Raw genomic sequence first — 20,397 nt, forward strand, 5'->3', positions numbered from 1 at the left:
GGCTGAAAAGATAGCATCACATCCATATTCGTAGCAGCAATCTAAAGCTCTACCTAAACGATCATCCGATATATTTTCAGATCTACACGCTCTTCCTAATAATCGTTCCACAGGTTTACTTGCGTAAAATTGTGCTTCTAAATATAAGGGACGTGAAGTAAAACCTAACCCATTGATGACCATCAATTTGATGCATTCTCCTGTTGTTATAATAGCTCGGGGATCAGGGGGAATGAGCTGATCTATCATGCTCACTAAATTGATCTCGTCACACATAGCAGAAACAATCCCTAAGTGGTCAAGATCTTTGCTACTATACTCTTCCATCGCTTATATCCTCTCTTTCTTTGCTTTGAGAGGAACAAGCTTAGTTTTTTCTTGAAAAAAACTTAAGTCAATTTACCAAAATAATAAAAAAATTATCCAACCATTGTTTTAACCTGCGGAATGTGGGATGGAAAGCCCCTTACTCCTCTCTAAATCTACCTTGTTAAGCAAAGAACAAGCTACGCTCTCTTCTAGGCGATAGCTAAGCATTAGAAGGTACTTGCCCGGCTTTTGGTGGGCTAGAGGATTAAGAAAAGCTTTAACCTTTTTTCGCTGCCCTTCAGGCCATGCTTGGTTTATGCACGGCATTCTCTTTGCTAGGCTGCTTGGCTGAAAATGGCTAACCATCTTTGTTCAACACTTGCATAGCAGAATATACTCTCAGAAGCTCGCTAGCTTTCCATTATCTCTACTAGCTTATCATAAAATGCTTTAGATATCAGCACTCTAGCCTTTTGGGTCTGGGTAGGCCTACGTGTAACAGGTAAACTTTGCTCTATCTTTAAAGCTTACAAAGGTGTCTGGTGTATAAATATTTTCTGCTATATAACGATTCTTTTACAGCTCGCTGCCAAGCTCTTAAGATGTTTATCAACCCTGTACGTAAAGGCCCTTTTATCACTGCTATCACCCTCATTCAGCTTGCATATATGCAAGGAATATGGCCCTAAATCAAAGTCGATACGCTACAAGATAGCCTGGTTTAACTCAGACCGCATAGGGTCTCTAATGTTGCTTTGTACTAAACGAACGCACATTTTTCCTTCTAGTCTCGCTGCTTATAACCTGTTAACCTAGTTACAGAAAATTTAAATCCCTCATTCTTCAATTTAGTTAGCTCATATCCTACAGCTTGCAGTAAAAAGTTATATTCTATTAAGCAAAAACACTCATTCACTTTTTAGCAATTTATACGACAAATTGCGAGGAGTTAATACCTTCTTAAATTTTTTTCCAGCACATTTACATATACATAATCATTCTCCATAGCTTATGAGAGAAGGCCTATCCACTACAGATGACATCGCAAGAAACTTTAAGCTGGCTTATTTAAAAACAAAAATGGAAGAAAATGTTAGAGAAGTTTATAGGAATATAGATAAAGGAGCTAAATGTGACACATGCTTTAATAGTGGCAGCGCCTATAGCGGCCTTCAGAGGATAGCCACATACAAGGCTTTCAGTTACCAAAACTGCAGATATAAAACTATTTAGGAAATTAAAAGGTAGATATCCACAGTATGGCTCCAAAAGAAAATCTTCCTAAGCGTGAATGGGTCGTTATTGTCTGCTTGATTTTATTTATGATTGTATTGACCTGCCTTACTCATAAGCATTGGTTTTTATCTTCTAGAAAATATTCTGAACCCCATCATTTATATAATAGGCTTCAGACTGTACGTGTAGAAGGAGCTGTTGAGCTCCCGGGCTTATATAATGTTGAAAAAACAGCTACTTTAGCAAATGTGTTAGAGCAAGCTAAAGTTCTTCTTGAGGCGGATTTAGGTAAGATTTCTTTAAATAAAAAAGTCAAAAACAGCCAATTAATCAAAGTGCCTTACAAAGAATATATTACAGTGAAAGTAGAAGGGGCTGCTAGGAAAACAGGCCCGTTAACTATTCTTAAAGGAACTTTAATGGAGGAGCTGATTAAGCTAATTGAACCACTAGAAAAAGCAGATGTAGGGCGGCTAAAAAGAAAAAGAAAGCTAAAAGATGGAGAAATTATCAAAGTATTGATCAAAGAAAAGCTCTTAAAGGGTAACTGTAAAGGGGAATGTAAATCTATAGAGTAATTTTTTTTAAATATCTGTTGAGAAAAATACTCCACTTTGATAGTCTTTTCATTTAAGCAATTTTATTAGATGAAAATTTAATAAGCTGCCAAAAATGTTTTCACTTGTTTAGCGCTGTTAAGAACGTGCTTCGCACGCAGCTTATCACTAGTTATACAGGTATTCATTTCTTAGATTGTAATATAAAAAAATGATTGCTCAAATACTCAAGATAGTGGGTTAAGGATTTTCATATGGCGCCTAAACTGATGGGCAAAAAGCGTGGAATGATCCAGCTTTTTGATGAGAATGGAAATAGTATTGTGGGTACGGTTATTGAAGTGCAACCAAATGCTATTGTCCAGATCAAGAAGAAAGAGATTGATGGTTATAATGCTATTCAGATTGGTTTTGATAAAATTCATGTTAAAGACCAGCGAACGATGGCGAATCGTCTATCCAAACCTTTGCGCGGACATTACAGTAAAGCATCTGTATCTCCACGTAAAAACCTTTCGGAAGCAAAGGTTGATAACATTGAACAATATCAAGTAGGTCAAGAATTAGCGATAGACCTTTTTGCTGATGTAAAATTCGTTGATGCCACAGCAGTTTCAAAGGGTAAAGGTTATCAAGGTACAATGAAAAAGTATAATTACTCTGGGGGGCCTGCATCACACGGTTCGGGATTTCATCGTCATGCTGGATCCACAGGTATGCGCTCAACACCAGGTCGTTCGCTTCCTAATAGCCCACGTCCTAGTCATATGGGTTGTGAAACTATCACCATTCAAAATTTAGAAGTGGTCATGGTAAAGCCTGCAGAACAGGTGATTATCGTAAAGGGTGCTGTGCCAGGTCCTACGCATGGATTGGTCTATATTGCCCCATCGGTGAAAAAAACAAGCTTAAAAAAAGCTAGCTAGTAAAAAATTTCTGGAGTTATCTTGTGGCAACACTGAAAAAATATAATTTAAAAGGTCAGGAAATTGGCCAAGTGATAGTTGATGAAAGATTAGCTAATGCTGAAGCGCATGGGCAGATGATTAAAGATTATATCGTCGCTATCAGAGCCAATGCTCGCCAATGGTCGGCAAATACTAAGACCCGTTCTGAGGTCAATCACTCAACAAAAAAGCCTCATCCGCAGAAAGGTGGAGGGCGTGCTCGTCAGGGGATGCTTTCAGCTCCTCAGTATAAAGGGGGCGGTCGTGTTTTTGGGCCAAGGCCTAAATTTGATCAGCATGTTCGTATTAACAAAAAAGAACGAAAAGCTGCAATTCGCTGTTTGCTTGCTGAAAAAATTGCTGCAAATCGTTTACATGTTCTTACAGAATCTGTTCTTAATGAACCTAAAACTAAAGTTATGGCTGACTTTTTAGAGGTCACAGGCTTAGCAAATAATAGGGTAATGTTTTTAGGTGAAGCTCATTATGCAGAAGTTAAGACTGAAGAGGAAACAAAGCGCGTATCCATACATCATGATCAACATGATAATTTTATTAAAAGCGTGCGCAATCTACCAAAAGTTTCGTTTTCACTAGCCACTAACATTAGTGGTTATGATGTTCTAGTTGCTAAAGATATAGTAGTGACGGAACCTGCCCTAATTGAATTGGTTGAGTGGCTTTGTCCTTGATAGATAAGGAATAACACCAAGTTATAGATGAAAGGAATAGAGTAATGTCAAAAAAAAATCCTTACCAAGTTGTGAAACATCAATATGTTACCGAGAAAGCCTTGGTATTGAAAGAGCTTAAAAATGCCAGTAGTAATCCCTCACTGAAGCGTTGCGAATCCCCGAAGTATGTATTCGTAGTCGATCGCAAAGCAAATAAAACTGACATTGCTAATGCCATTGAAGAGATTTACAGCGACAGAAATGTTAAAGTAGTAGCTGTCAATACAATTAACGTTAAGCCTAAAGCAAGACGTGTTCGTGGTCGTTCAGGCATGAAGCCTGGTTTTAAAAAAGCTATGGTTACCCTGGAAAAAGGCGATAGCCTTGATAACGTATAAATAAGAGGCGAAGAGAGTTATGTTAAAAAAATATCGTCCCATAACGGCGGGTACACGTCAATTAATCCTTCCAATCAATGAAACGCTCACTCGTGCCAAAGAAGGTAGCCGTGCTAAGATAAAGCCTACGAAGTCGCTGATGCTGCCTAAAAAAAGAACGAATGGACGTAATAACAATGGGCATATTACCTGTCGTCATAAAGGTGGTGGGCATAAGCGTCATTACAGAATAATTGATTTCAAAAGAGATAAGGAAAATATACCAGCTCGCGTAGCTTCTATAGAATATGATCCTAACAGATCGGCTTATATAGCACTGCTTAATTACTCTGACGGTGAAAAACGCTATATTTTGGCTCCTCATGGTTTGAAAGATGGAGATGTAGTGCAGACAAGCGATGAGCCTCCTTTTAGTGTAGGATGCTGCATGAAGTTAAAATTTATGCCTTTGGGTTCTACTATCCATGCTATAGAAATGATTCCCGGTAGAGGAGCTAAAATGGTTCGTTCTGCTGGACTTTCTGCTCAGTTGATGGCCAGAAGTGGCGGATATGCAACAATTAGAATGCCTTCAGGTGAAGTGCGTATGGTGAGTGAAAATTGCCGTGCAGCTTTTGGAATGGTCTCCAATTCGGAGCATAATTTGCGTGTAGAAGGTAAAGCTGGCCGTATGCGATGGAAGGGGATTCGCCCAACCGTTCGCGGAACTGCGATGAACCCTGTCGACCACCCGCACGGTGGTGGTGAAGGAAAGCATAAGGGTAACATCCCACAAACACCATGGGCGCTGTATACACGAGGGCTTCGAACTAGATCTCAAAAGAAATCGAACAAGTTTATTGTTAAAGATCGAAGGAAAAAATAAGTATGGCAAGATCACTCAAGAAAGGACCTTTTATTGATCACCATCTTCATAAGAAAGTTGAAGATATGAATGGTAAAGGGGGCAAAACGCCAATTAAAACATGGTCAAGACGATCGATGATCATTCCTGAAATGATCGGACACACTTTTGAAGTGCATAACGGCAAAAAATTCATTTCTGTCTTTGTCTCGGAAAATATGGTTGGACATCGTCTGGGTGAATTTTCTCCTACCCGTAATTTCAAAGGCCATCCAATTAAGAAAGCAGAGGCACAATCAAAATGAATAGGGCAAAAGCAATAAGCAAGTATATTAGAATTAGCCCCCGTAAAGCACGGCTTGCCGCAGGGTTAATACGAGGGCTGCCTGTTCCACAAGCTAACCTCCAATTATTGTATAGCAATTTAAAAGCAGGGCGTCTCTTAAAAAAAACCTTAGATAGCGCTGTTGCTAATGCTGAAACGCAGCTAGATCTACGCCGCGAAGATCTTAAAGTATTAGAAGTACGTATTGATGAAGGGCCAAGACTTAAACGTGCAAAGCCCAAAAATAAGGGTGGTCGCCATCCGATTTTAAAAAGAACAAGTCACTTTACTATTATAGTCAGTTCAGGAAAGGAGTAAGGAATGGGACAAAAAACTAATCCAATAGGATTCCGCCTTATTCGGAATAAAAAATGGCGTTCAAAGTGGTATGCGAATAAACAAGAATTTGGTACTTTACTCGTCGAAGATAAGAAAATTCGAGAGTATTTAATGAAAAAACCTCAGTGTCAAGGTACTTCGCAAATAAAAATTCGACGCATGAGCGAAAAAATCGAAGTGACTATTTGCACAGCCCGTCCAGGGATGGTTATTGGTAAAAAAGGTTCTGAAATTGAAGGATTACGCGGAGAACTCTTTAAACTTACAGGTAAAGAAGTCTGGATTGAAGTAGAAGAAATTAAAAGACCTGATCTTGATGCAAAAATTGTAGCCGATGCTATTGCAAAGCAATTAGAAAGACGAATTCCCTTTAGGCGTGCAATGAAAAAAGCGATGCAATCTAGCATTGAAGCTGGTGCTCTAGGAATTAAAATGCAATGTTCTGGCCGTATAGGGGGAGCAGAAATTGCACGGACAGAATGGTATAAAGAGGGGAGTACTCCTTTACATACACTCCGGGCTGATATTGATTATGCCATGGGACGTGCAGAAACAACTTATGGTAGTATTGGAGTGAAAGTCTGGATTTACCGTGGTGAAGATAATCAAGTGAAGGAGGGCCAACAGTAATGCCTTTAATGCCTAAGAAAACAAAACACCGCAAAACAATGAAAGGTTCCTGCTCAGGTTTGAGTAAAGGAGCGACTTTCGTTCACTTTGGTGAGTTTGGTATACAAGCTCTTGAGCGCGGTTGGCTCACTAATCAGCAAATTGAAGCATGCCGTGTGGCTATTAACCGCTATTTCCAGCGTAAAGGAAAAGTTTGGATAAGAATTTTTCCGGATAAGCCTGTTACTAAAAAGCCCCAAGAAGTGCGTATGGGTAAAGGTAAAGGGGGACTTGACCATTGGGTAGCGGTTATCAAACCAGGTAGAATACTGTTTGAAGTGGGTAACGTTTCAAAAGAAGAAGCTCAACATGCATTGAGACGTGCTGCAGCTAAAATTGGACTAAAGACACGATTTGTCGAACGTGTTGAACAAGTATAAGGTAGTAGAATGAAAAAAGCTAAAGATTTTAGAGACCAATCGTTAGAAGATTTAGAAGCCAATTGTAAGGATGCACGTAGAGATCTTTTTAACCTTATAAATGAAATGAAGCAATCTAACAAAGTAGAAAAGCCTCATTTAGTACGCCATAAGAAAAGGGAAATTGCCCTCTTGCTGACTGTCATCAACGAAAAAAAGCGGTTAGCATAAATAATATACCAACTTTGAGGTTAGAAGATGGACGAAAGAGGAAATCGTAAAGAAAAAAAAGGTATTGTAGTCTCTAATAAAATGGCTAAGACTTTAGTAGTCAAGATTGAAAGAAGGCTGCGAGATCCTGTATATGGCAAAGTGACTAAAAGAAATAAGAAAGTCTTTGCCCATAATGAAGGACGGCCTTATGAAATAGGCGAACAGGTTACTATTGTGGAGACAAGGCCACTATCAAAATTAAAAAGATGGCGTGTTGTCGCCTAGCAAATTGCATAATATATTTGGAGTTAGCAACGTATGATTCAACAAGAAACGCAGCTCAAAGTAGCCGACAATTCAGGTGCAAAGCGCGTCAAATGCTTTAAAGTATTGGGTGGTTCTAAACGCCGTTATGCGCATGTAGGTGACATTATCGTTTGCTCAGTACAAGAAGCTGAACCAGAAGGCGGAGCCAAAAAAGGCGATGTGGTCAAAGCAGTGATTGTCAGAACAGCTGCACCTATTAAAAGAGATGATGGAACAGTTTTGAAATTCGACACGAATGCTTGTGTATTGATCGATGACAAAAACAATCCACGTGGTACACGTATTTTTGGACCCGTAGCTCGTGAAGTACGCGATAGAGATTTTCTCAAAATTGCCTCACTGGCACCAGAAGTGATTTAATAAAAGGGCTAGTACATGACTAAAGTTAAAACACACAAAGCAATCCGTAAAGGCGATAAAGTGATCGCTATCGCGGGCAACTTTAAAGGACAAAAGGGTGAAGTGATTGCACGTTTGGGTGATAAACTCGTGGTGCAAGGGCTTAATCTGCGCAAAAAGCACGTTAAAAAAAGTGAAGCTCATCCCCATGGTGGTATCATTGAACTAGAGAAAGGTATTCATATCTCTAATTTAAAAGTGTTAAATACTGAAGATAACCCTGTTAAACTTAAGGCTCAAAAAAGTGAAGAAGGCCATAAGGAATGGGTTTACAAGCAAGATGACAAGCATGTTGTTCATCGTGTTGTTAAAAAAACAAAATCTAAAAAGAGTTGAAAGTTATAATGTCTAGGTTAAAGAAAAATTATCTAGAAAAGGTTAAGCCTGCGCTACAAGAGAAGTTCGGGTATACAAACCCGATGAACATCCCTGGTTTGAAAAAAATCGTGGTCAATATGGGTATCGCTGAGCCTTCAAAGGATAAAAATGCTATTCAAGCTTGTGTTAATGAGTTGACCCTGTTGTCTGGACAAAAGCCGGTAATTACTAAAGCGAAAAAAGCTATTTCAAACTTTAAACTGCGTGAAGGCCAACCAATAGGTATTAAGGTCACATTACGTGGAGAAAGAATGTATGATTTTCTTGATCGTTTATCCAACATCGTCAGCCCACGTATACGTGACTTTAGGGGCTTTCCTACCAAATGTGATGGGCAAGGCAACTATACATTAGGACTTGATGATCAGCAGGTTTTTCCTGAAATTAATCTTGACGAAGTTAAACGTACACAAGGGATGCACATCACCTTTGTTACAAGCGCCGAAACAGATGCTGAGTGTGTAGAGCTCCTCCGTCTGCTTGGACTCCCTTTTAATAACCTGCCGGTCTCGGTAATAGCTTAAGATAGGAGATGAAATCATGGCAATACCTAGTGATCCCGTAGCCGATTTCCTCACAAGGATTCGAAATGCTGCCAAAGCAGAACATCGTTATGTTGATGTTAGCTGGAGCAAGCTTAAAGAAAACCTTGCGGAGATTCTAAAATTATATGGCTTTATCGAAAATTATTTAGTAAATAAAGACCAAAATCACCGTGGAACTATCAGACTCTTCCTCAAATATGTTGAAGGTCGACAGCCTGTTATCCAAGGACTAAAAAGAGTATCAAAGCCAGGTCTACGAAAATATGTTGGACATGAAGATATTCCACACTTTTATGGTGGGTTAGGTCTTTCTATTGTGTCTACTTCGCAAGGATTAATGGCAGGTAACGAAGCTCGTAAAAGACATATCGGTGGCGAATTGCTCTGCCTGGTATGGTAATATTTAGGTATAGTTTGCCCATTAGAAGGAGTTTATAAATGTCTCGTAAAGGAAAAGCACCCATTCCCTTGATAAAAGGTATAGAAGTTAAGCTTGAAGATTCTACCCTAACTGTTAAAGGCCCTAAAGGAACTCTGACCCGCGAAATCATCTCTGGCATTGAGCTGGTCATTGAAAACGATCATCTTCAAGTTAATTTGGCCTCGGGGTATGAAAAAATGAGTAATTACCATGGGCTCTATCGATCCCTTATCAATAACATGGTGGTAGGCTTATCGCAAGGTTTTACTAAAAAGTTAGAAATGATCGGCGTAGGTTACCGAGCGGTAGTGCAAGGTCAATTATTAGATTTACAAGTTGGTTATTCACATCCTACTAAGTTGACAATACCTGAGGGTTTGCAAGTAGCAGTAGAGAAAAATACGACGATTGTAATTTCAGGTTCTGACCCTCAACAAATTGGACAGTTTGCTGCACAGGTTCGTGCGATCAGGCCTCCGGAACCCTATCAAGGTAAAGGTATTCGTTATGCAGGCGAGTATGTCCGTAAAAAAGCTGGTAAGTCGGCTTCTGCGAAAAAATAATTGTTAGGTAGAAAGGCTCAATGAGGATCGTATGATTAATATAACCAAAAAAAGACATAAATTACGCATTAAGCGCGCTTTAAGAGTACGTAAAAAGATTCATGGCACAAGTGAGAAGCCACGCTTATGTGTAGTGAAAACAAATAAGCATATTCAAGTGCAACTTATTGATGATGATAATCATGTTACCATCGGTAGTGCTGCAACTTTTTCAAATGAATTTAAGAATACTGAATTCGCTAGAAAAAATAAACTTTCAGCTGCTAAACTTGGTGAGAAAATTGCGCAAATTGCACAAAAAAATAATATAAAAGAAATCGTCTTCGATAGAGGACCATTCAAGTATCACGGAATTTTAGCCGCCCTTGCTGAAGCAGCAAGATCAGCTGGGCTTCAATTCTAAAAACTATTTGGAAAAAATTTAGGATAGACCTAATGGCAAAAAGTAATGACAATCCCAAAAAAGAAAGAACTAATTCTGAATTTAACGAGAAAGTTCTTTATATTAACCGCTGCTCCAAAGTAGTAAAAGGTGGACGCAAGTTTAGCTTCTCAGCTTTAATTCTAGTGGGCGATGGAAAAGGCCGCATTGGTTATGGCTTTGCTAAAGCCAATGAGTTAACTGATGCTATTCGTAAAGGTGGAGAGTCTGCTCGCAAGAACATGATAACCTTTGCTAGTGAAGGGACTTCAGTGCCTCACGAGGTTTTGGTCAACTGGGATGGCGCTGCTATTTTACTTAAGCCTGCGCCGGCTGGTTCAGGAGTTATTGCTGGATCTAAAGTACGAGCTGTACTTGAATTAGCAGGTCTTAAAGATGTGATGGCAAAAAGTGTTGGTTCTAATAACCCAATCAATCAGGTACGTGCAACCTTCAAAGCTTTGTCCCACTTGAAAAAACGTGAGCAAATTAAACAGATGAGAGGCCAAGGATGACATCACTCAATAAATTACAAGATGTATCGCGAGAAAGAAAAAAACGTAGACGTGTGGGTAGAGGAATTGGCTCTGGACTAGGCAAAACTTGCGGCCGGGGTGAAAAAGGAGCAGGCTCTCGTTCTGGGTATAAAAGGCGTCTAGGCTACGAAGGTGGCCAGTTTCGTCTGTTTATGAAGCTACCTATTCGAGGCTTTAGTAACGCACGATTCAGCAATAAATATGAAACTGTCAATCTAGGTCAACTTAATGAAATGTATAGTGACGGTGAAACTGTAAATGCTCAAACACTCGCTGAAAAGGGTTTCTTTCGTGGCAAAAGCCGTGGAATAAAAATTTTAGGGGATGGGGAATTGAATAAAAAAGTTAAAATTGAAGTAAAAGCCGTCTCTTCAGCAGCGCAAGAAAAGCTACAAAAAGCAAAAATTGCTATTGAAATTGTTTAGAGATTAAGAGCGCTTACTAAATCGAGGTAGAAGATGTTCAAAGAGCTACAGAAAGTTTTTCAGATCCCAGAGCTAAGAGCAAAGATTCTATTTACAATTTTAATGCTAGCAGTCTACCGTGTGGGAGGATTTATACCCGTCCCTGGAATCAATGGAGAAGTGGCAGTAAGTTTTTTTAGGCACGCAACAGGCGGGGGACAGAACCTTTTTCAACTCGTTGATATATTTTCAGGAGGCGCATTCTCCCAGATGACAGTGATTGCCTTAGGTGTTATGCCCTATATTTCTGCCTCTATTATTATGCAGCTTGTGGTGGCTTTGTGGCCTTCTTTGCAGCGTGAAATTAAAGAAAATGCTGAGCAGGGCCGTAGAAAAATTAACAAGTATACACGTGGCCTGACAATCATTTTGTCTATCCTCCAATCGGCGATGTTTGCTAAATATGCCATTCAAATGAATTATAGCCGTCCAGGTATAATTACAGGCGAATTGTTAGATGCTCAGATCTGGGGCATGCCTATCCTATTTTATTTGCTTTTCATTTTCACTATGACTGCAGGAACAGTTCTCTTGATGTGGATAGGAGAGCAGATTACAGAAAGAGGGATTGGCAATGGAATGAGTTTAATTATCACCGTAGGTATTGTTTCGCAATTGCCTACAGCGATTGGGTTGATTATTCAACAGCTGAACTTAAACTCTCAAGAACCTGGGGCGATGAATTTTACGACGGTCCTAGTGCTTATAGCGATATTTGTTGTAGTCGCATTAGGAACTATATTGGTCATACAAGGACATAGACGCATACCCTTACAATATGCTAGGCGTGTAGTAGGTAGAAAAGAAGTACAAGGGGGAAATTCCTATATTCCTTTAAAAGTTAATTATGCAGGAGTAATACCAGTAATTTTTGCTTCCTCTTTGCTTATGTTTCCTGCTATAATTGCGACCTTTGCAGGAGCAGGTAACCGATTAAGTGAGATCGCTCAGTGGCTATCTCCAGGAAGTACGCTCTATATCTTATTGTTTGTAGTTTTAATTATATTTTTTACCTACTTTTGGACTGCTACTCAGTTTAGACCTGATCAGATAGCATCGGATATGAAGAAAAATGGAGCATTTATACCTGGCATAAGACAAGGTAAGCCCACCCAAGATTATTTAGAATCTACTATGAATAAAATTACTCTCATAGGGGCTATTTCTCTTGCTATGATTGCTGTATTACCTACCATTATAGGCCGCCTATTAGGAGTGCCAGCAACGATTAGCTACTTCTTTGGAGGTACAGCTTTGTTGATTCTTGTAGGAGTTGTTTTAGATACAATGAAGCAAATTGAATCCCATTTATTGATGAAGAGATATGAAGGCTTTATGAAGAAAGGTAGGATAAGAGGAAGAGGATAAAAATAATATTTGCAAGTGAGCTTTACATGTAATCATCTGAACAGTTCAAATAGTTACATTCATAGCAAGTCAAGCGTTTTCATAAATAAAGCTTTTGCTAATAAAGTGAAAGTATGATAAATTTTCGAATTCCATTTTTGAAATTTTAGGAGAGATTCAATGCCTAGAGTTATCGGTATAGATATACCGGATAATAAGAGATTAGAAATAGCACTAACCTATATCTACGGAATAGGTCGTAGCTTGTCAAACGAGATTATTGAGAAGCTTGGGTTTGATCACAATATGCGTGCTCACAAGCTAACACAAGATGATATAGCACGTATTAACAACTTGCTGCAATCTGAATATATGGTAGAAGGTGATCTACGCCGGCAAGTTCAAAATAACATCAAACGATTAATATCTATTCACTCTTACCGTGGAACTAGACATCGTTCTGGTTTACCTGTTCGAGGACAACGTACAAGAACTAATTCTCGTACACGTAAAGGTAAACGTAAAACTGTTGCTAATAAGAAGAAATAATTTTAAGAGGAGTGCTCTACTTTGTCTAAGCAGTCAGCCACAACAACAACAAAAAAGCCTGTTAAAGCAAAAAAAAGAAGCCATCAGAACGTTCCATCTGGAATTGCCTTTGTGAAGGCGACTTTTAATAATACAATTATTGCTATTACTGACCCTTCGGGTCGCGTTATTTCCTGGTCTTCAGCCGGAAAAGTAAACTTTTCTGGTTCTCGTAAGTCTTCAGCGTTCGCAGCGACTGTAGCTGCACAAGATGCAGGCAAAGCTGCTATGTCATTAGGAATGAAAGAAATTGAAGTTAACCTAAAAGGGCCAGGAGCAGGTCGTGAATCTGCTGTACGCGGTTTGCAAAGCACTGGTTTGTTAATAACTGCTATTCGTGATACCACACCAGTACCACATAACGGGTGCCGTCCTCGTAAACGTAGACGGGTGTAATAAACACTCAGAAATTTTAAATTATTTAGGAGTCGCTTAATGTCTGTTAAATACGGCAAGTTCGAAATGCCCCAAAAAATTTTAGTAGAAGAGGATAAAGACAATTCCAATGTGGCTCGAATCATTGCAGAACCTTTTGAGCGCGGATTTGGTCATACAATTGGAAACTCCATGCGACGTATGATGCTCTCTTCTTTAGAAGCTCCTGCTATTATTGCCTTGCGTATTGAAGGTGTGCCCCATGAATATATGGCCATTGAAGGTGTTATCGAAGATATGACCAATATCGTGCTCAATTTTAAAGGTGCTCTTTTAAGAAAGTTGCCTACGGATGAAAGTTCTTATAGCCGTGATACGCGCATTTTGACATGTGTTTTAGATATTACTCAAGAGGAGCTTGACAAGAATAATGGCCAGTATAAAGTTACTCTAGGTGATATTGTAAAAGACGGTTCATATGAAGTTGTTAATTCGGGTCTTCATCTATTCACGGTTACTAAACCTATGAAACGCCAATTAGATCTACGTGTGGCCATAGGACGTGGCTATGTACCTTCAGAACGGCATATTATTTATGATAAAACCGCTGATGAAATCCTTTTAGATGCCTCCTTTTCACCTGTACGTATAGTTAACTATTTTGTAGAAAATACGCGCGTAGGTCAGGATACAGATTTTGATCGCTTAATTTTTGAAGTCGTGACAGATGGGCGTGTGACTCCTGTAGAGGCAGTTTCATTTGCTTCTCAAATCGGTGTTAAGCATTTCGACGTATTTACAAAAGCCAAATCCCACTCACTGGTATTTGACGAAGGATTAGGTGATGGAGATAGCGATGCAGATGAAATGATGGAAAAACTTTGCCTTCGTATCGATGAGATTGAGTTATCCGTTAGGTCAACCAATTGCTTGAGTGGAGCAAACATTGATACAATTGCTGAACTTGTATCCATTCCTGAGAGAAAAATGCTTGAGTTTAGAAATTTTGGCAAGAAATCTTTAAATGAAATTAAAGCTAAACTTCATGAAATGAACTTATCTCTTGGCATGGATCTTTCTCGCTATGGTATTACACATGATAATGTGAAAGATAAGATCAAGCATTACAATGAAGACAAAAAAGGTAGAAAAGAATTAGCAAAAGTTGAAGATTAGCAGCTAGGTAATAAGATATGAGACACAGAAAAGATACATGTAAACTAAGCCGTACCAGTTCACATAGACGGTGTATGTTTGCCAATATGTTAAAATCATTGATCGAAAATGAGCGCATCGAAACAACGGTGCCGAAAGCAAAAGCGCTACGTCGTTATGCCGATAAAATGATCACTTTAGCAAAGAAAAACACTTTAGCTACCAGGCGTCGTGCAATTAGTGAAATGATGGTTCGTTTCAATGCGTTGACTGACAAAGAAGCACGTGCTGCTCGTAAAGGGGACACAAGTGCCTATAATACAGATAGGCAGGTGATTGATAAACTATTTGGTGTATTAGGGCCACGCTTTGCAAGCAGAGCGGGTGGATATACACGAATTGTAAAAGCTCAACGTCGTGTGGGCGATAATACTCAAATGTGTATTATCGAATATCTTGACAACTAAGAGCCTAATCTAGTTATTATAGAGTTCTAGTATAAAAGATCGCATAATTATGCGATCTTTTTGTATCTATACACATTTTTAAAGGATCGTTGCCCATGAGGAGTAAGACACTAAAAGAAGCTCAAAACCCTCTTATCTTGCGTTGCCATCGACTGATCGAAGCTTTTACAAAGTCTGATGACGAACGCGATTTTTATCTTGACCGCCAAGAGGGCTTTATAGTTTATGTCGACCTGGATAAACCTCAGGAAGAGATAGAGGCATTAGAACAGGAATTGCGCCAGCATAGTGAGCGTTACTTTCTTATTCCTAAATTAACTTTTTATGAAACTAAAAAGATTATGGAAGGTTTCGTTAATGAAAAAGTGTATGATATTGATACGAAGGAAAAATTACTAGAAATCATTCAATCCAAAGAAGCTAGGGAAAACTTTCTTGAGTTTATCTACGACCATCTTTCTGAATTAGAAAAATGGCAGCAATTTTACCAAGAAAGGTCTCGCATTCGTATTATTGAGTGGTTAAGAAATAACCAGTTTCATTTTGTGTTCGAAGAGGATTTAGATTTACCCAAATCGCTTTTAGAAAAGGTCAAACGCCACCTATTCGATACAAAAGTAGGTAAAGATATCTTACAAGCTAGAAAAGCCTTGCTAGCGAAAGCTAAGACCTACTACTCTAATGAAGCTCTAAATCCTCGTCCTAAACGTGGAAGGCCTCCTAAGCAAGCTGTTAAGCAAGAGTTTGAGCCGCAGATTGCCACCGATGTCTATACAACTGTGCCAGCTTCTATGCGTTTGTTTTTGTTTACACCTGATTTAACTGCTTCCGCAGTAACCTTCTCTTCTAAATTTGAAAATGAGGGACAGCTTTTAGCAAGTAGGCGTCAACTCCATGATGGCATGGATCAAAATCTTCAGAGTATTAATCAAAAGCTGGCAGCTTTACGCAATTTATCTTCCAAATGGTTAGATCAGGATAAAAGCAAGCCAGAGTCTAGAAGGTTTTTAGACATAGCGGATAAGACGACTATCAATCATTTTGATGGAGAAGATGAAGAAGAGAAAGAAGATTTTGCCTTCACAGCTGATAACAATCCAGCAATTAGCAAAGCTATCTATGTAAACGGGGCATCCTCGACATCTTCTAAGCCAGCTAAAAAGCCTACTCAGAAGTCTAAAGATAATTCTTCCTCACGCAAATCTAAAGCTGTAAAAGCTTCTCCTAAAGAGAATAAACCTAAACCCTTAGCTAAGAGTAGTAAGATTAAATTAATGGATTCTAAAACAGCTAAAGGTAAGCCTAAACAAAAAATTAAAGCCAATAAGCCTCCGAAATAACCTTACTCATAGCTAGCGCTTGCACGGTATGAATAGCCTTTAGCAAAGGAGCGAATGTTTCAGGGATCCGATTTTACTAGGTTTAGAGTTGTTTTAGGCAACATTTTCCTATGATTGCCTATCCGTTTTTATACATTTATATTTTTCTTCTCTACATTCTTCACCTCTTCTTGCATACCAGTTAGCAGCGTGCCATAAGATTTAGATAGCCTTCGCTTTGCTGCCAGAGGGTAGTATAGTCTGCTAGAGAAATAATTAAAGACCGTCTTCTAAGGAGAAAAATCATAAGAAGATGTCTTCATTGGCCTCCTGCAAAGTTTAGATAAAGATAGCATCTAGTGGGTCTCTTTTAAAATGTTTATATAGGGCCGCCCTTTTTTTTATAGGAAACAGAATAAAGAGTTTATTTTTTCCTGTTCTTTTTCTTTATTGCTCAGCTCAGCAGGATAGCTTCCTAAGCATTATACTCCTCCTTCTATTGAATTGGTTTTCATTGATCAAAACAAAGGTTCAAGGACACCTTCTTAGGTACTTGTTATTTGCCTGCTGCCTAGTCATGAATGTCAACTAATTCTATTCCTCTTTTGCTCTCAAGTGCTTCTAAGAAGGTTTATCTATGAAAAATTATTTTTTGCTCTGTACAGCTAAATTTTTTTGCTCTTGGTAGATACTCTCTAGACTGTTGTAGCTTTCCAATGTCTCGGGATGATTTTCTCCATAAAGCTTAAGGTTAATATTAAATGCCGTATGGGCATACTTAAATGCTAGATCTAAATTTCCTTGGGCTTGATAGATCCTCCCCAGATTAGTATAACATAATGCTAGTGTAGGATGATTTTCACCAAAAAACTTAAGATGAATGTCGAGTGCTTGATTAATACACTCAATAGCTTTTACTGAAAGTCCTTGTTTTTCATAGAGGAGAGGACTCCTAAATTATTATAATTGCCTGCCAAAGTAGGATGGTCTTTGCCAAAAAACTTAAGGTTGATGACGAGTGCTTGATTGGCACACTCAATGGCTTTTTCTAAATTACCTTGCTCCTGATAGATTCTTCCTAGATTGTTGTAATCTATTGCCACTGTAGGATGATTTTCCCCAAAAAGCTTAAGATCAATATCGAGTGCTTTATTGATATATTCAAAAGCTTTTTCTAAATTACCTTGCTCCTGATAGATTCCTCCTAGATTATTGTAATCTATTGCTACTGTCGGATGAGTTTTCCCGAGTAGCTTAAGATTAATATCGAGTGCCTTATTGGCATACTTAAAAGCTTTTTCTAAATTACCTTGCTCCTGATAGATTCTTCCTAGAGTATTGTAATTTATTGCTACTGTCGGATGATTTTCCCCGAAAAGCTTAAGATTAATATCGAGTGCTTTATTAATATACTCAAAGGCTTTCTCTAAATAGCCTTGGTCTAAGTAGACGCTTCCCAAGTTTTGGTAATCTATTGCTACAGAAGGTTGATTTTCCCCTCCTAGCTTGAGGTTAATTGCGAGGGCTTTGTTAATAAACTGAATGGCTTTTTCTAAATCTCCTTGTTTTTGATAGATTTGCCCTATGTGGTTATAAAGCCCTGCAACAGTCGGATTATTTTTACCTAGAAGCCTACGGCTAATCTGGAGAGCTTCATTGATATAATTAAAAGCCTCTTTTAAATTTCCTTGGCTCGCGCAAATAAGCCCTAGATTATTATAAATTATGGCCACCCGGGGATGATTTTTATCATAGAGCTTAAGTTGAATTGTAAGTGTTTTATCAGCATACTTACGGGCTTTTTTTAAGTTTCCTTGGTCCTCATAAATGAGGCTCAAATTGTTATAACAGGTAGCTACATGCGGATGATTTTTACCATAAAGCTTAAAATTGATGGCAAGAGCATGACGGATAAATTCAATTGCTTTTTTTAAATTGCCTTTATCTTTGTACAGCATTCCTAAATTATTGTAATCTGTTGCCACCATTGAATGATTTTCACCCCAAAGCGCTTGGTCTATTGCAAGGGCTTGATTAAGAGATTCACTTGCTTTTACTAAATTCCCTTGTTTTTTGTAGACTAAACCAAGACTATTATAACTATTTGCTACATGGGAATGATTTTTTCCATACAGATTAATATTAATTTGGAGTGCTTGATTACCATACTTAGCTGCTTCCTCTAAATTTCCTTGGGCATAGTAGATCATTAGCAAGTTATTATAAACTGTTGCCACGCTGGGGCAGATTTCACCGCCGCGCCTAATAGCAATAGCAAGTGCTTTTTGGGTGTATTCAGTGGCCTTTTTTAAATTTCCTTGGTTCTCGTAGATAAGCCCAAGAGCTATCAGGGCAGAAATGTTTTCTTGATTTTCTTGTATGGCTTTAAGGTAATACTTTTTTGCCTCTTCATGTTGAAATATTCTGCTGGCTATGTCTCCCTGGATCTGGGGCGAGTCATCATCTAAAGAGGAAGAGGTAAGTCTCTCTTCATGGCCTAAGAAAAACTTTTGAATAGCCTGGCGGAATGGAATGAAAATATGATAAATCTTTTTAATTTTTTCTAATGCCTTATAATCTAAAGCAAACTGCTTTTGAATAAGGGTAGGCTCCTCAAACTTAAAGGGCCTGATCAATGGGTTCATCATCTCTCGCTGGGCTTGATAATGAGAATAGGTTTTAAGGCGCATAAATAGCGCTATACTCATCCACTCTTTTAATTTATTAACGGCGTCAGCCGTTATAATTCCTAGCTGGTTTAGCTGATCAATCCTAGTGAAAGTATCGGAAGCCATTACTTTTTTGAGAAGGGCTAACCGGTCCAAAGCCAACTGGGGAAAGCGATAAAAATCATCTTTGACTTTAAAAAGCATACCCTCCTTGCTTAAATCGCCCATTCCTGGATCGAAAATATTCATATCTGCTAAAAACAAATGAAATTTAGCTAAGTACTTACGCAGAGTAAGACCTTTTCGGCAAGGAGCATTAAGTTTTTTTTGAACATTCTCCTTATATTGCTCAGTTAATTCGCGGCTACCTTGAAGGTGAGCAAAATTCAAAAGTTCCATGGGAAGATGTGGCTCTCTTTCATGCCACCACTGATTTTCATTATCTTTACCAATATATTGAGCCATTTTTTCAGGCGTTTGGATAAGCTCAAACGTCTTACCATTGCCCGAAGGAGTTTTACAGCCTTTTCCTTCAACTCCTGCTCCATCAAAGGCAAAGCCCCGTGGCGTAATGTCATCGAAAAAACTGATGGCTTTTAAGCAAGGAATATTTAAAGCAGGTAGGATCGTTTCGCCTAAGTTGATCACTTTTAAGTGAAGAAGAGTGGTTAGACGTCTGAAATAATCTCTATTAATAGCATTATCTTCTTGGATAAGAATGCCAAACTCTAGATCGGAGTAAGGCGTCATCTCTTCTCTAGCAAGTGAACCAAAGCCTATCATAGAATATTCACAAGGGGGAGGCCCTAGGGTATCTAGGCTTTGTGCCACTATATGTTCAAAAAAGATTTTTATTCCTTGAGCTATTTTACGATAGAGCTCCCTTACTTCTTGAAAAGAAGGAGTTTCGGACAAGGCTTGAATTTTTGCCTCTATTTCCTTCCTAAATTCTTTTAATATCTTACGGTTGCTTTCAAACTGATCCTCTATTGTGGCTAAAGCTACACTTCTGCCTTTACATTTTCTAACAAGTAAATCTTGAACTTTTGATAACTTTTCTTCAAGAACCTTTCGTTTGCCTTCTAAGGAATGAGATAGAAAATGCCTGTGCAAAGCATAATTATAAAGTCCTGCCGCTTGCAGAAGAGTTTCGGAGGTTCCTTTATCCCCATAAACATCCCCAAGTTTTTCTATATAAAAGGCTTCTTGAATAAGGTCTTTCTTCCGAATAGCATGTTTTAAAGCTAAGGTATAGGTCTCTTCTTTAGCTAAAAAACTGCTTCCAATTAGTTGTTTCCACTCTTTACAAACCAATTGTGTTTGGCATAGATCCTGCAGTCCTAGTTCTTTGAATATTTTTAAAGCGATTTCTGCATAAACTGTAGTATCCCTTCTAGAATCTATAGATTGTTCTTCTTGTTTCTCAAAGGCAGGAAAAATTAAAGGGTGAATGCCAAGAGGCTCTAATGAAAGCTGATGCATAATCTTATCCATTTGTTAGCAAATTATGTGTTTTTTAGTTTTTATTATTAACTTATAAATAAATAATATAT

General features: G+C 38.5%; 29 protein-coding genes. 26 read left to right on the forward strand and 3 right to left on the reverse strand.

Translation table 11 applies throughout. The features are described from left to right. Positions 1–327 (reverse strand): DUF4277 domain-containing protein (locus tag NEOC65_RS02310; protein WP_213155588.1); only part of this gene is annotated, 327 nt, incomplete at its 3' end. 524 nt (positions 328–851) lie between these two features. On the opposite strand from NEOC65_RS02310, the gene NEOC65_RS02315 reads away from it, so the two are divergent. From NEOC65_RS02315 to NEOC65_RS02440, 26 genes are all read left to right on the forward strand, one after another. Beyond that, entirely contained in the window at positions 852–998 is a 147-nt protein-coding gene (locus NEOC65_RS02315) for a hypothetical protein (protein ID WP_213151093.1), read from the forward strand. A gap of 570 nt (positions 999–1,568) precedes the next feature. Further along, entirely contained in the window at positions 1,569–2,123 is a 555-nt protein-coding gene (locus NEOC65_RS02320; protein WP_213151092.1) for a hypothetical protein, read from the forward strand. A gap of 233 nt (positions 2,124–2,356) precedes the next feature. After that, the gene (gene rplC / locus NEOC65_RS02325) at positions 2,357–3,028 is read left to right on the forward strand and encodes a 50S ribosomal protein L3 (protein ID WP_213155589.1); all 672 of its coding nucleotides are present in this window, start codon (positions 2,357–2,359) and stop codon (positions 3,026–3,028) included. Positions 3,029–3,051: 23 nt separating this feature from the next. Further along, on the forward strand, positions 3,052–3,741 hold the full coding sequence (rplD, locus tag NEOC65_RS02330; RefSeq protein WP_166154571.1) for a 50S ribosomal protein L4: 690 nt from the start codon (positions 3,052–3,054) through the stop codon (positions 3,739–3,741). 44 nt (positions 3,742–3,785) lie between these two features. After that, entirely contained in the window at positions 3,786–4,121 is a 336-nt protein-coding gene (gene rplW / locus NEOC65_RS02335) for a 50S ribosomal protein L23 (protein ID WP_213151091.1), read from the forward strand. Positions 4,122–4,140: 19 nt separating this feature from the next. After that, the gene (rplB, locus tag NEOC65_RS02340; protein WP_213155590.1) at positions 4,141–4,986 is read left to right on the forward strand and encodes a 50S ribosomal protein L2; all 846 of its coding nucleotides are present in this window, start codon (positions 4,141–4,143) and stop codon (positions 4,984–4,986) included. Between the two features lie 2 nt (positions 4,987–4,988). Next, a complete protein-coding gene (rpsS, locus tag NEOC65_RS02345; protein WP_039383797.1) occupies positions 4,989–5,270 on the forward strand; it encodes a 30S ribosomal protein S19 in 282 nt (93 codons plus the stop codon). Beyond that, positions 5,267–5,608, forward strand: coding sequence for a 50S ribosomal protein L22 (gene rplV / locus NEOC65_RS02350; protein ID WP_166154575.1), 342 nt, complete (start codon positions 5,267–5,269; stop codon positions 5,606–5,608). The genes rpsS and rplV overlap by 4 nt, the downstream gene beginning before the upstream one ends. 3 nt (positions 5,609–5,611) lie before the next feature. After that, on the forward strand, positions 5,612–6,259 hold the full coding sequence (rpsC, locus tag NEOC65_RS02355; RefSeq protein ID WP_213155591.1) for a 30S ribosomal protein S3: 648 nt from the start codon (positions 5,612–5,614) through the stop codon (positions 6,257–6,259). Further along, the gene (gene rplP, locus NEOC65_RS02360) at positions 6,259–6,678 is read left to right on the forward strand and encodes a 50S ribosomal protein L16 (RefSeq protein WP_039383806.1); all 420 of its coding nucleotides are present in this window, start codon (positions 6,259–6,261) and stop codon (positions 6,676–6,678) included. Before rpsC ends, rplP begins: the two co-directional genes overlap by 1 nt. Positions 6,679–6,687: 9 nt before the next feature. Beyond that, positions 6,688–6,888 carry a 50S ribosomal protein L29 gene (gene rpmC / locus NEOC65_RS02365; RefSeq protein ID WP_039383808.1) on the forward strand — a complete coding sequence of 67 codons (201 nt, stop codon included), beginning with the start codon at positions 6,688–6,690 and terminating at the stop codon, positions 6,886–6,888. A gap of 27 nt (positions 6,889–6,915) precedes the next feature. Beyond that, complete coding sequence (gene rpsQ, locus NEOC65_RS02370; protein ID WP_166154579.1) at positions 6,916–7,155, forward strand: 30S ribosomal protein S17; 240 nt, start codon at positions 6,916–6,918, stop codon at positions 7,153–7,155. Positions 7,156–7,188: 33 nt separating this feature from the next. Continuing rightward, the gene (gene rplN, locus NEOC65_RS02375; protein ID WP_039383811.1) at positions 7,189–7,557 is read left to right on the forward strand and encodes a 50S ribosomal protein L14; all 369 of its coding nucleotides are present in this window, start codon (positions 7,189–7,191) and stop codon (positions 7,555–7,557) included. Between the two features lie 15 nt (positions 7,558–7,572). Continuing rightward, positions 7,573–7,932 (forward strand): 50S ribosomal protein L24, encoded by a 360-nt coding sequence (gene rplX, locus NEOC65_RS02380; protein ID WP_213155592.1) that lies wholly within the window; start codon positions 7,573–7,575, stop codon positions 7,930–7,932. Between the two features lie 8 nt (positions 7,933–7,940). Continuing rightward, positions 7,941–8,498 carry a 50S ribosomal protein L5 gene (gene rplE, locus NEOC65_RS02385; protein WP_166154581.1) on the forward strand — a complete coding sequence of 186 codons (558 nt, stop codon included), beginning with the start codon at positions 7,941–7,943 and terminating at the stop codon, positions 8,496–8,498. Positions 8,499–8,514: 16 nt separating this feature from the next. Beyond that, positions 8,515–8,919, forward strand: coding sequence for a 30S ribosomal protein S8 (gene rpsH / locus NEOC65_RS02390; protein WP_039383816.1), 405 nt, complete (start codon positions 8,515–8,517; stop codon positions 8,917–8,919). A 38-nt stretch (positions 8,920–8,957) separates the two neighbouring features. Beyond that, positions 8,958–9,503 (forward strand): 50S ribosomal protein L6, encoded by a 546-nt coding sequence (gene rplF / locus NEOC65_RS02395; RefSeq protein WP_166154583.1) that lies wholly within the window; start codon positions 8,958–8,960, stop codon positions 9,501–9,503. Between the two features lie 31 nt (positions 9,504–9,534). Next, positions 9,535–9,906 (forward strand): 50S ribosomal protein L18, encoded by a 372-nt coding sequence (gene rplR, locus NEOC65_RS02400; RefSeq protein ID WP_039383819.1) that lies wholly within the window; start codon positions 9,535–9,537, stop codon positions 9,904–9,906. A gap of 32 nt (positions 9,907–9,938) precedes the next feature. Continuing rightward, a complete protein-coding gene (gene rpsE, locus NEOC65_RS02405; RefSeq protein ID WP_166154585.1) occupies positions 9,939–10,439 on the forward strand; it encodes a 30S ribosomal protein S5 in 501 nt (166 codons plus the stop codon). Then, positions 10,436–10,885, forward strand: coding sequence for a 50S ribosomal protein L15 (gene rplO, locus NEOC65_RS02410; protein WP_166154587.1), 450 nt, complete (start codon positions 10,436–10,438; stop codon positions 10,883–10,885). The genes rpsE and rplO overlap by 4 nt, the downstream gene beginning before the upstream one ends. A 33-nt stretch (positions 10,886–10,918) precedes the next feature. After that, complete coding sequence (secY, locus tag NEOC65_RS02415) at positions 10,919–12,292, forward strand: preprotein translocase subunit SecY (RefSeq protein ID WP_166154589.1); 1,374 nt, start codon at positions 10,919–10,921, stop codon at positions 12,290–12,292. 159 nt (positions 12,293–12,451) lie between these two features. Further along, the gene (gene rpsM, locus NEOC65_RS02420) at positions 12,452–12,820 is read left to right on the forward strand and encodes a 30S ribosomal protein S13 (protein WP_039383824.1); all 369 of its coding nucleotides are present in this window, start codon (positions 12,452–12,454) and stop codon (positions 12,818–12,820) included. Between the two features lie 102 nt (positions 12,821–12,922). Further along, a complete protein-coding gene (rpsK, locus tag NEOC65_RS02425) occupies positions 12,923–13,255 on the forward strand; it encodes a 30S ribosomal protein S11 (RefSeq protein WP_502710259.1) in 333 nt (110 codons plus the stop codon). Positions 13,256–13,294: 39 nt separating this feature from the next. Next, positions 13,295–14,410 carry a DNA-directed RNA polymerase subunit alpha gene (locus NEOC65_RS02430; RefSeq protein ID WP_166154591.1) on the forward strand — a complete coding sequence of 372 codons (1,116 nt, stop codon included), beginning with the start codon at positions 13,295–13,297 and terminating at the stop codon, positions 14,408–14,410. Between the two features lie 17 nt (positions 14,411–14,427). After that, on the forward strand, positions 14,428–14,856 hold the full coding sequence (gene rplQ / locus NEOC65_RS02435; protein WP_166154593.1) for a 50S ribosomal protein L17: 429 nt from the start codon (positions 14,428–14,430) through the stop codon (positions 14,854–14,856). A gap of 95 nt (positions 14,857–14,951) precedes the next feature. After that, positions 14,952–16,196 carry a UPF0158 family protein gene (locus NEOC65_RS02440; protein WP_213155593.1) on the forward strand — a complete coding sequence of 415 codons (1,245 nt, stop codon included), beginning with the start codon at positions 14,952–14,954 and terminating at the stop codon, positions 16,194–16,196. Positions 16,197–16,820: 624 nt separating this feature from the next. On the opposite strand, the gene NEOC65_RS09920 is transcribed toward NEOC65_RS02440, so the two are convergent. After that, positions 16,821–17,084: a tetratricopeptide repeat protein gene (locus NEOC65_RS09920; RefSeq protein ID WP_213155597.1), complete on the reverse strand. Its 264-nt coding sequence runs from the start codon at positions 17,082–17,084 to the stop codon at positions 16,821–16,823. A gap of 5 nt (positions 17,085–17,089) precedes the next feature. Beyond that, complete coding sequence (locus NEOC65_RS02450; protein WP_213155594.1) at positions 17,090–20,326, reverse strand: tetratricopeptide repeat protein; 3,237 nt, start codon at positions 20,324–20,326, stop codon at positions 17,090–17,092. Between the last annotated feature and the right edge of the window lie 71 nt (positions 20,327–20,397).

This window comes from Neochlamydia sp. AcF65, assembly GCF_018342435.1.
Lineage (GTDB): Bacteria > Chlamydiota > Chlamydiia > Chlamydiales > Parachlamydiaceae > Neochlamydia.

What these genes read in the sequence shown, in the direction of transcription:
- NEOC65_RS02320 (WP_213151092.1), top strand. Translation starts at nt 1,569, where the DNA reads ATGGCTCCAAAAGAAAATCTTCCTAAGCGTGAATGGGTCGTTATTGTC.
- rplC (WP_213155589.1), top strand. Translation starts at nt 2,357, where the DNA reads ATGGCGCCTAAACTGATGGGCAAAAAGCGTGGAATGATCCAGCTTTTT.
- rplW (WP_213151091.1), top strand. Translation starts at nt 3,786, where the DNA reads ATGTCAAAAAAAAATCCTTACCAAGTTGTGAAACATCAATATGTTACC.
- rplB (WP_213155590.1), top strand. Translation starts at nt 4,141, where the DNA reads ATGTTAAAAAAATATCGTCCCATAACGGCGGGTACACGTCAATTAATC.
- rpsS (WP_039383797.1), top strand. Translation starts at nt 4,989, where the DNA reads ATGGCAAGATCACTCAAGAAAGGACCTTTTATTGATCACCATCTTCAT.
- rplV (WP_166154575.1), top strand. Translation starts at nt 5,267, where the DNA reads ATGAATAGGGCAAAAGCAATAAGCAAGTATATTAGAATTAGCCCCCGT.
- rpsC (WP_213155591.1), top strand. Translation starts at nt 5,612, where the DNA reads ATGGGACAAAAAACTAATCCAATAGGATTCCGCCTTATTCGGAATAAA.
- rplP (WP_039383806.1), top strand. Translation starts at nt 6,259, where the DNA reads ATGCCTTTAATGCCTAAGAAAACAAAACACCGCAAAACAATGAAAGGT.
- rpmC (WP_039383808.1), top strand. Translation starts at nt 6,688, where the DNA reads ATGAAAAAAGCTAAAGATTTTAGAGACCAATCGTTAGAAGATTTAGAA.
- rpsQ (WP_166154579.1), top strand. Translation starts at nt 6,916, where the DNA reads ATGGACGAAAGAGGAAATCGTAAAGAAAAAAAAGGTATTGTAGTCTCT.
- rplN (WP_039383811.1), top strand. Translation starts at nt 7,189, where the DNA reads ATGATTCAACAAGAAACGCAGCTCAAAGTAGCCGACAATTCAGGTGCA.
- rplX (WP_213155592.1), top strand. Translation starts at nt 7,573, where the DNA reads ATGACTAAAGTTAAAACACACAAAGCAATCCGTAAAGGCGATAAAGTG.
- rplE (WP_166154581.1), top strand. Translation starts at nt 7,941, where the DNA reads ATGTCTAGGTTAAAGAAAAATTATCTAGAAAAGGTTAAGCCTGCGCTA.
- rpsH (WP_039383816.1), top strand. Translation starts at nt 8,515, where the DNA reads ATGGCAATACCTAGTGATCCCGTAGCCGATTTCCTCACAAGGATTCGA.
- rplF (WP_166154583.1), top strand. Translation starts at nt 8,958, where the DNA reads ATGTCTCGTAAAGGAAAAGCACCCATTCCCTTGATAAAAGGTATAGAA.
- rplR (WP_039383819.1), top strand. Translation starts at nt 9,535, where the DNA reads ATGATTAATATAACCAAAAAAAGACATAAATTACGCATTAAGCGCGCT.
- rpsE (WP_166154585.1), top strand. Translation starts at nt 9,939, where the DNA reads ATGGCAAAAAGTAATGACAATCCCAAAAAAGAAAGAACTAATTCTGAA.
- rplO (WP_166154587.1), top strand. Translation starts at nt 10,436, where the DNA reads ATGACATCACTCAATAAATTACAAGATGTATCGCGAGAAAGAAAAAAA.
- secY (WP_166154589.1), top strand. Translation starts at nt 10,919, where the DNA reads ATGTTCAAAGAGCTACAGAAAGTTTTTCAGATCCCAGAGCTAAGAGCA.
- rpsM (WP_039383824.1), top strand. Translation starts at nt 12,452, where the DNA reads ATGCCTAGAGTTATCGGTATAGATATACCGGATAATAAGAGATTAGAA.
- NEOC65_RS02430 (WP_166154591.1), top strand. Translation starts at nt 13,295, where the DNA reads ATGTCTGTTAAATACGGCAAGTTCGAAATGCCCCAAAAAATTTTAGTA.
- rplQ (WP_166154593.1), top strand. Translation starts at nt 14,428, where the DNA reads ATGAGACACAGAAAAGATACATGTAAACTAAGCCGTACCAGTTCACAT.
- NEOC65_RS02440 (WP_213155593.1), top strand. Translation starts at nt 14,952, where the DNA reads ATGAGGAGTAAGACACTAAAAGAAGCTCAAAACCCTCTTATCTTGCGT.
- NEOC65_RS02450 (WP_213155594.1), bottom strand. Translation starts at nt 20,326, where the DNA reads ATGCATCAGCTTTCATTAGAGCCTCTTGGCATTCACCCTTTAATTTTT.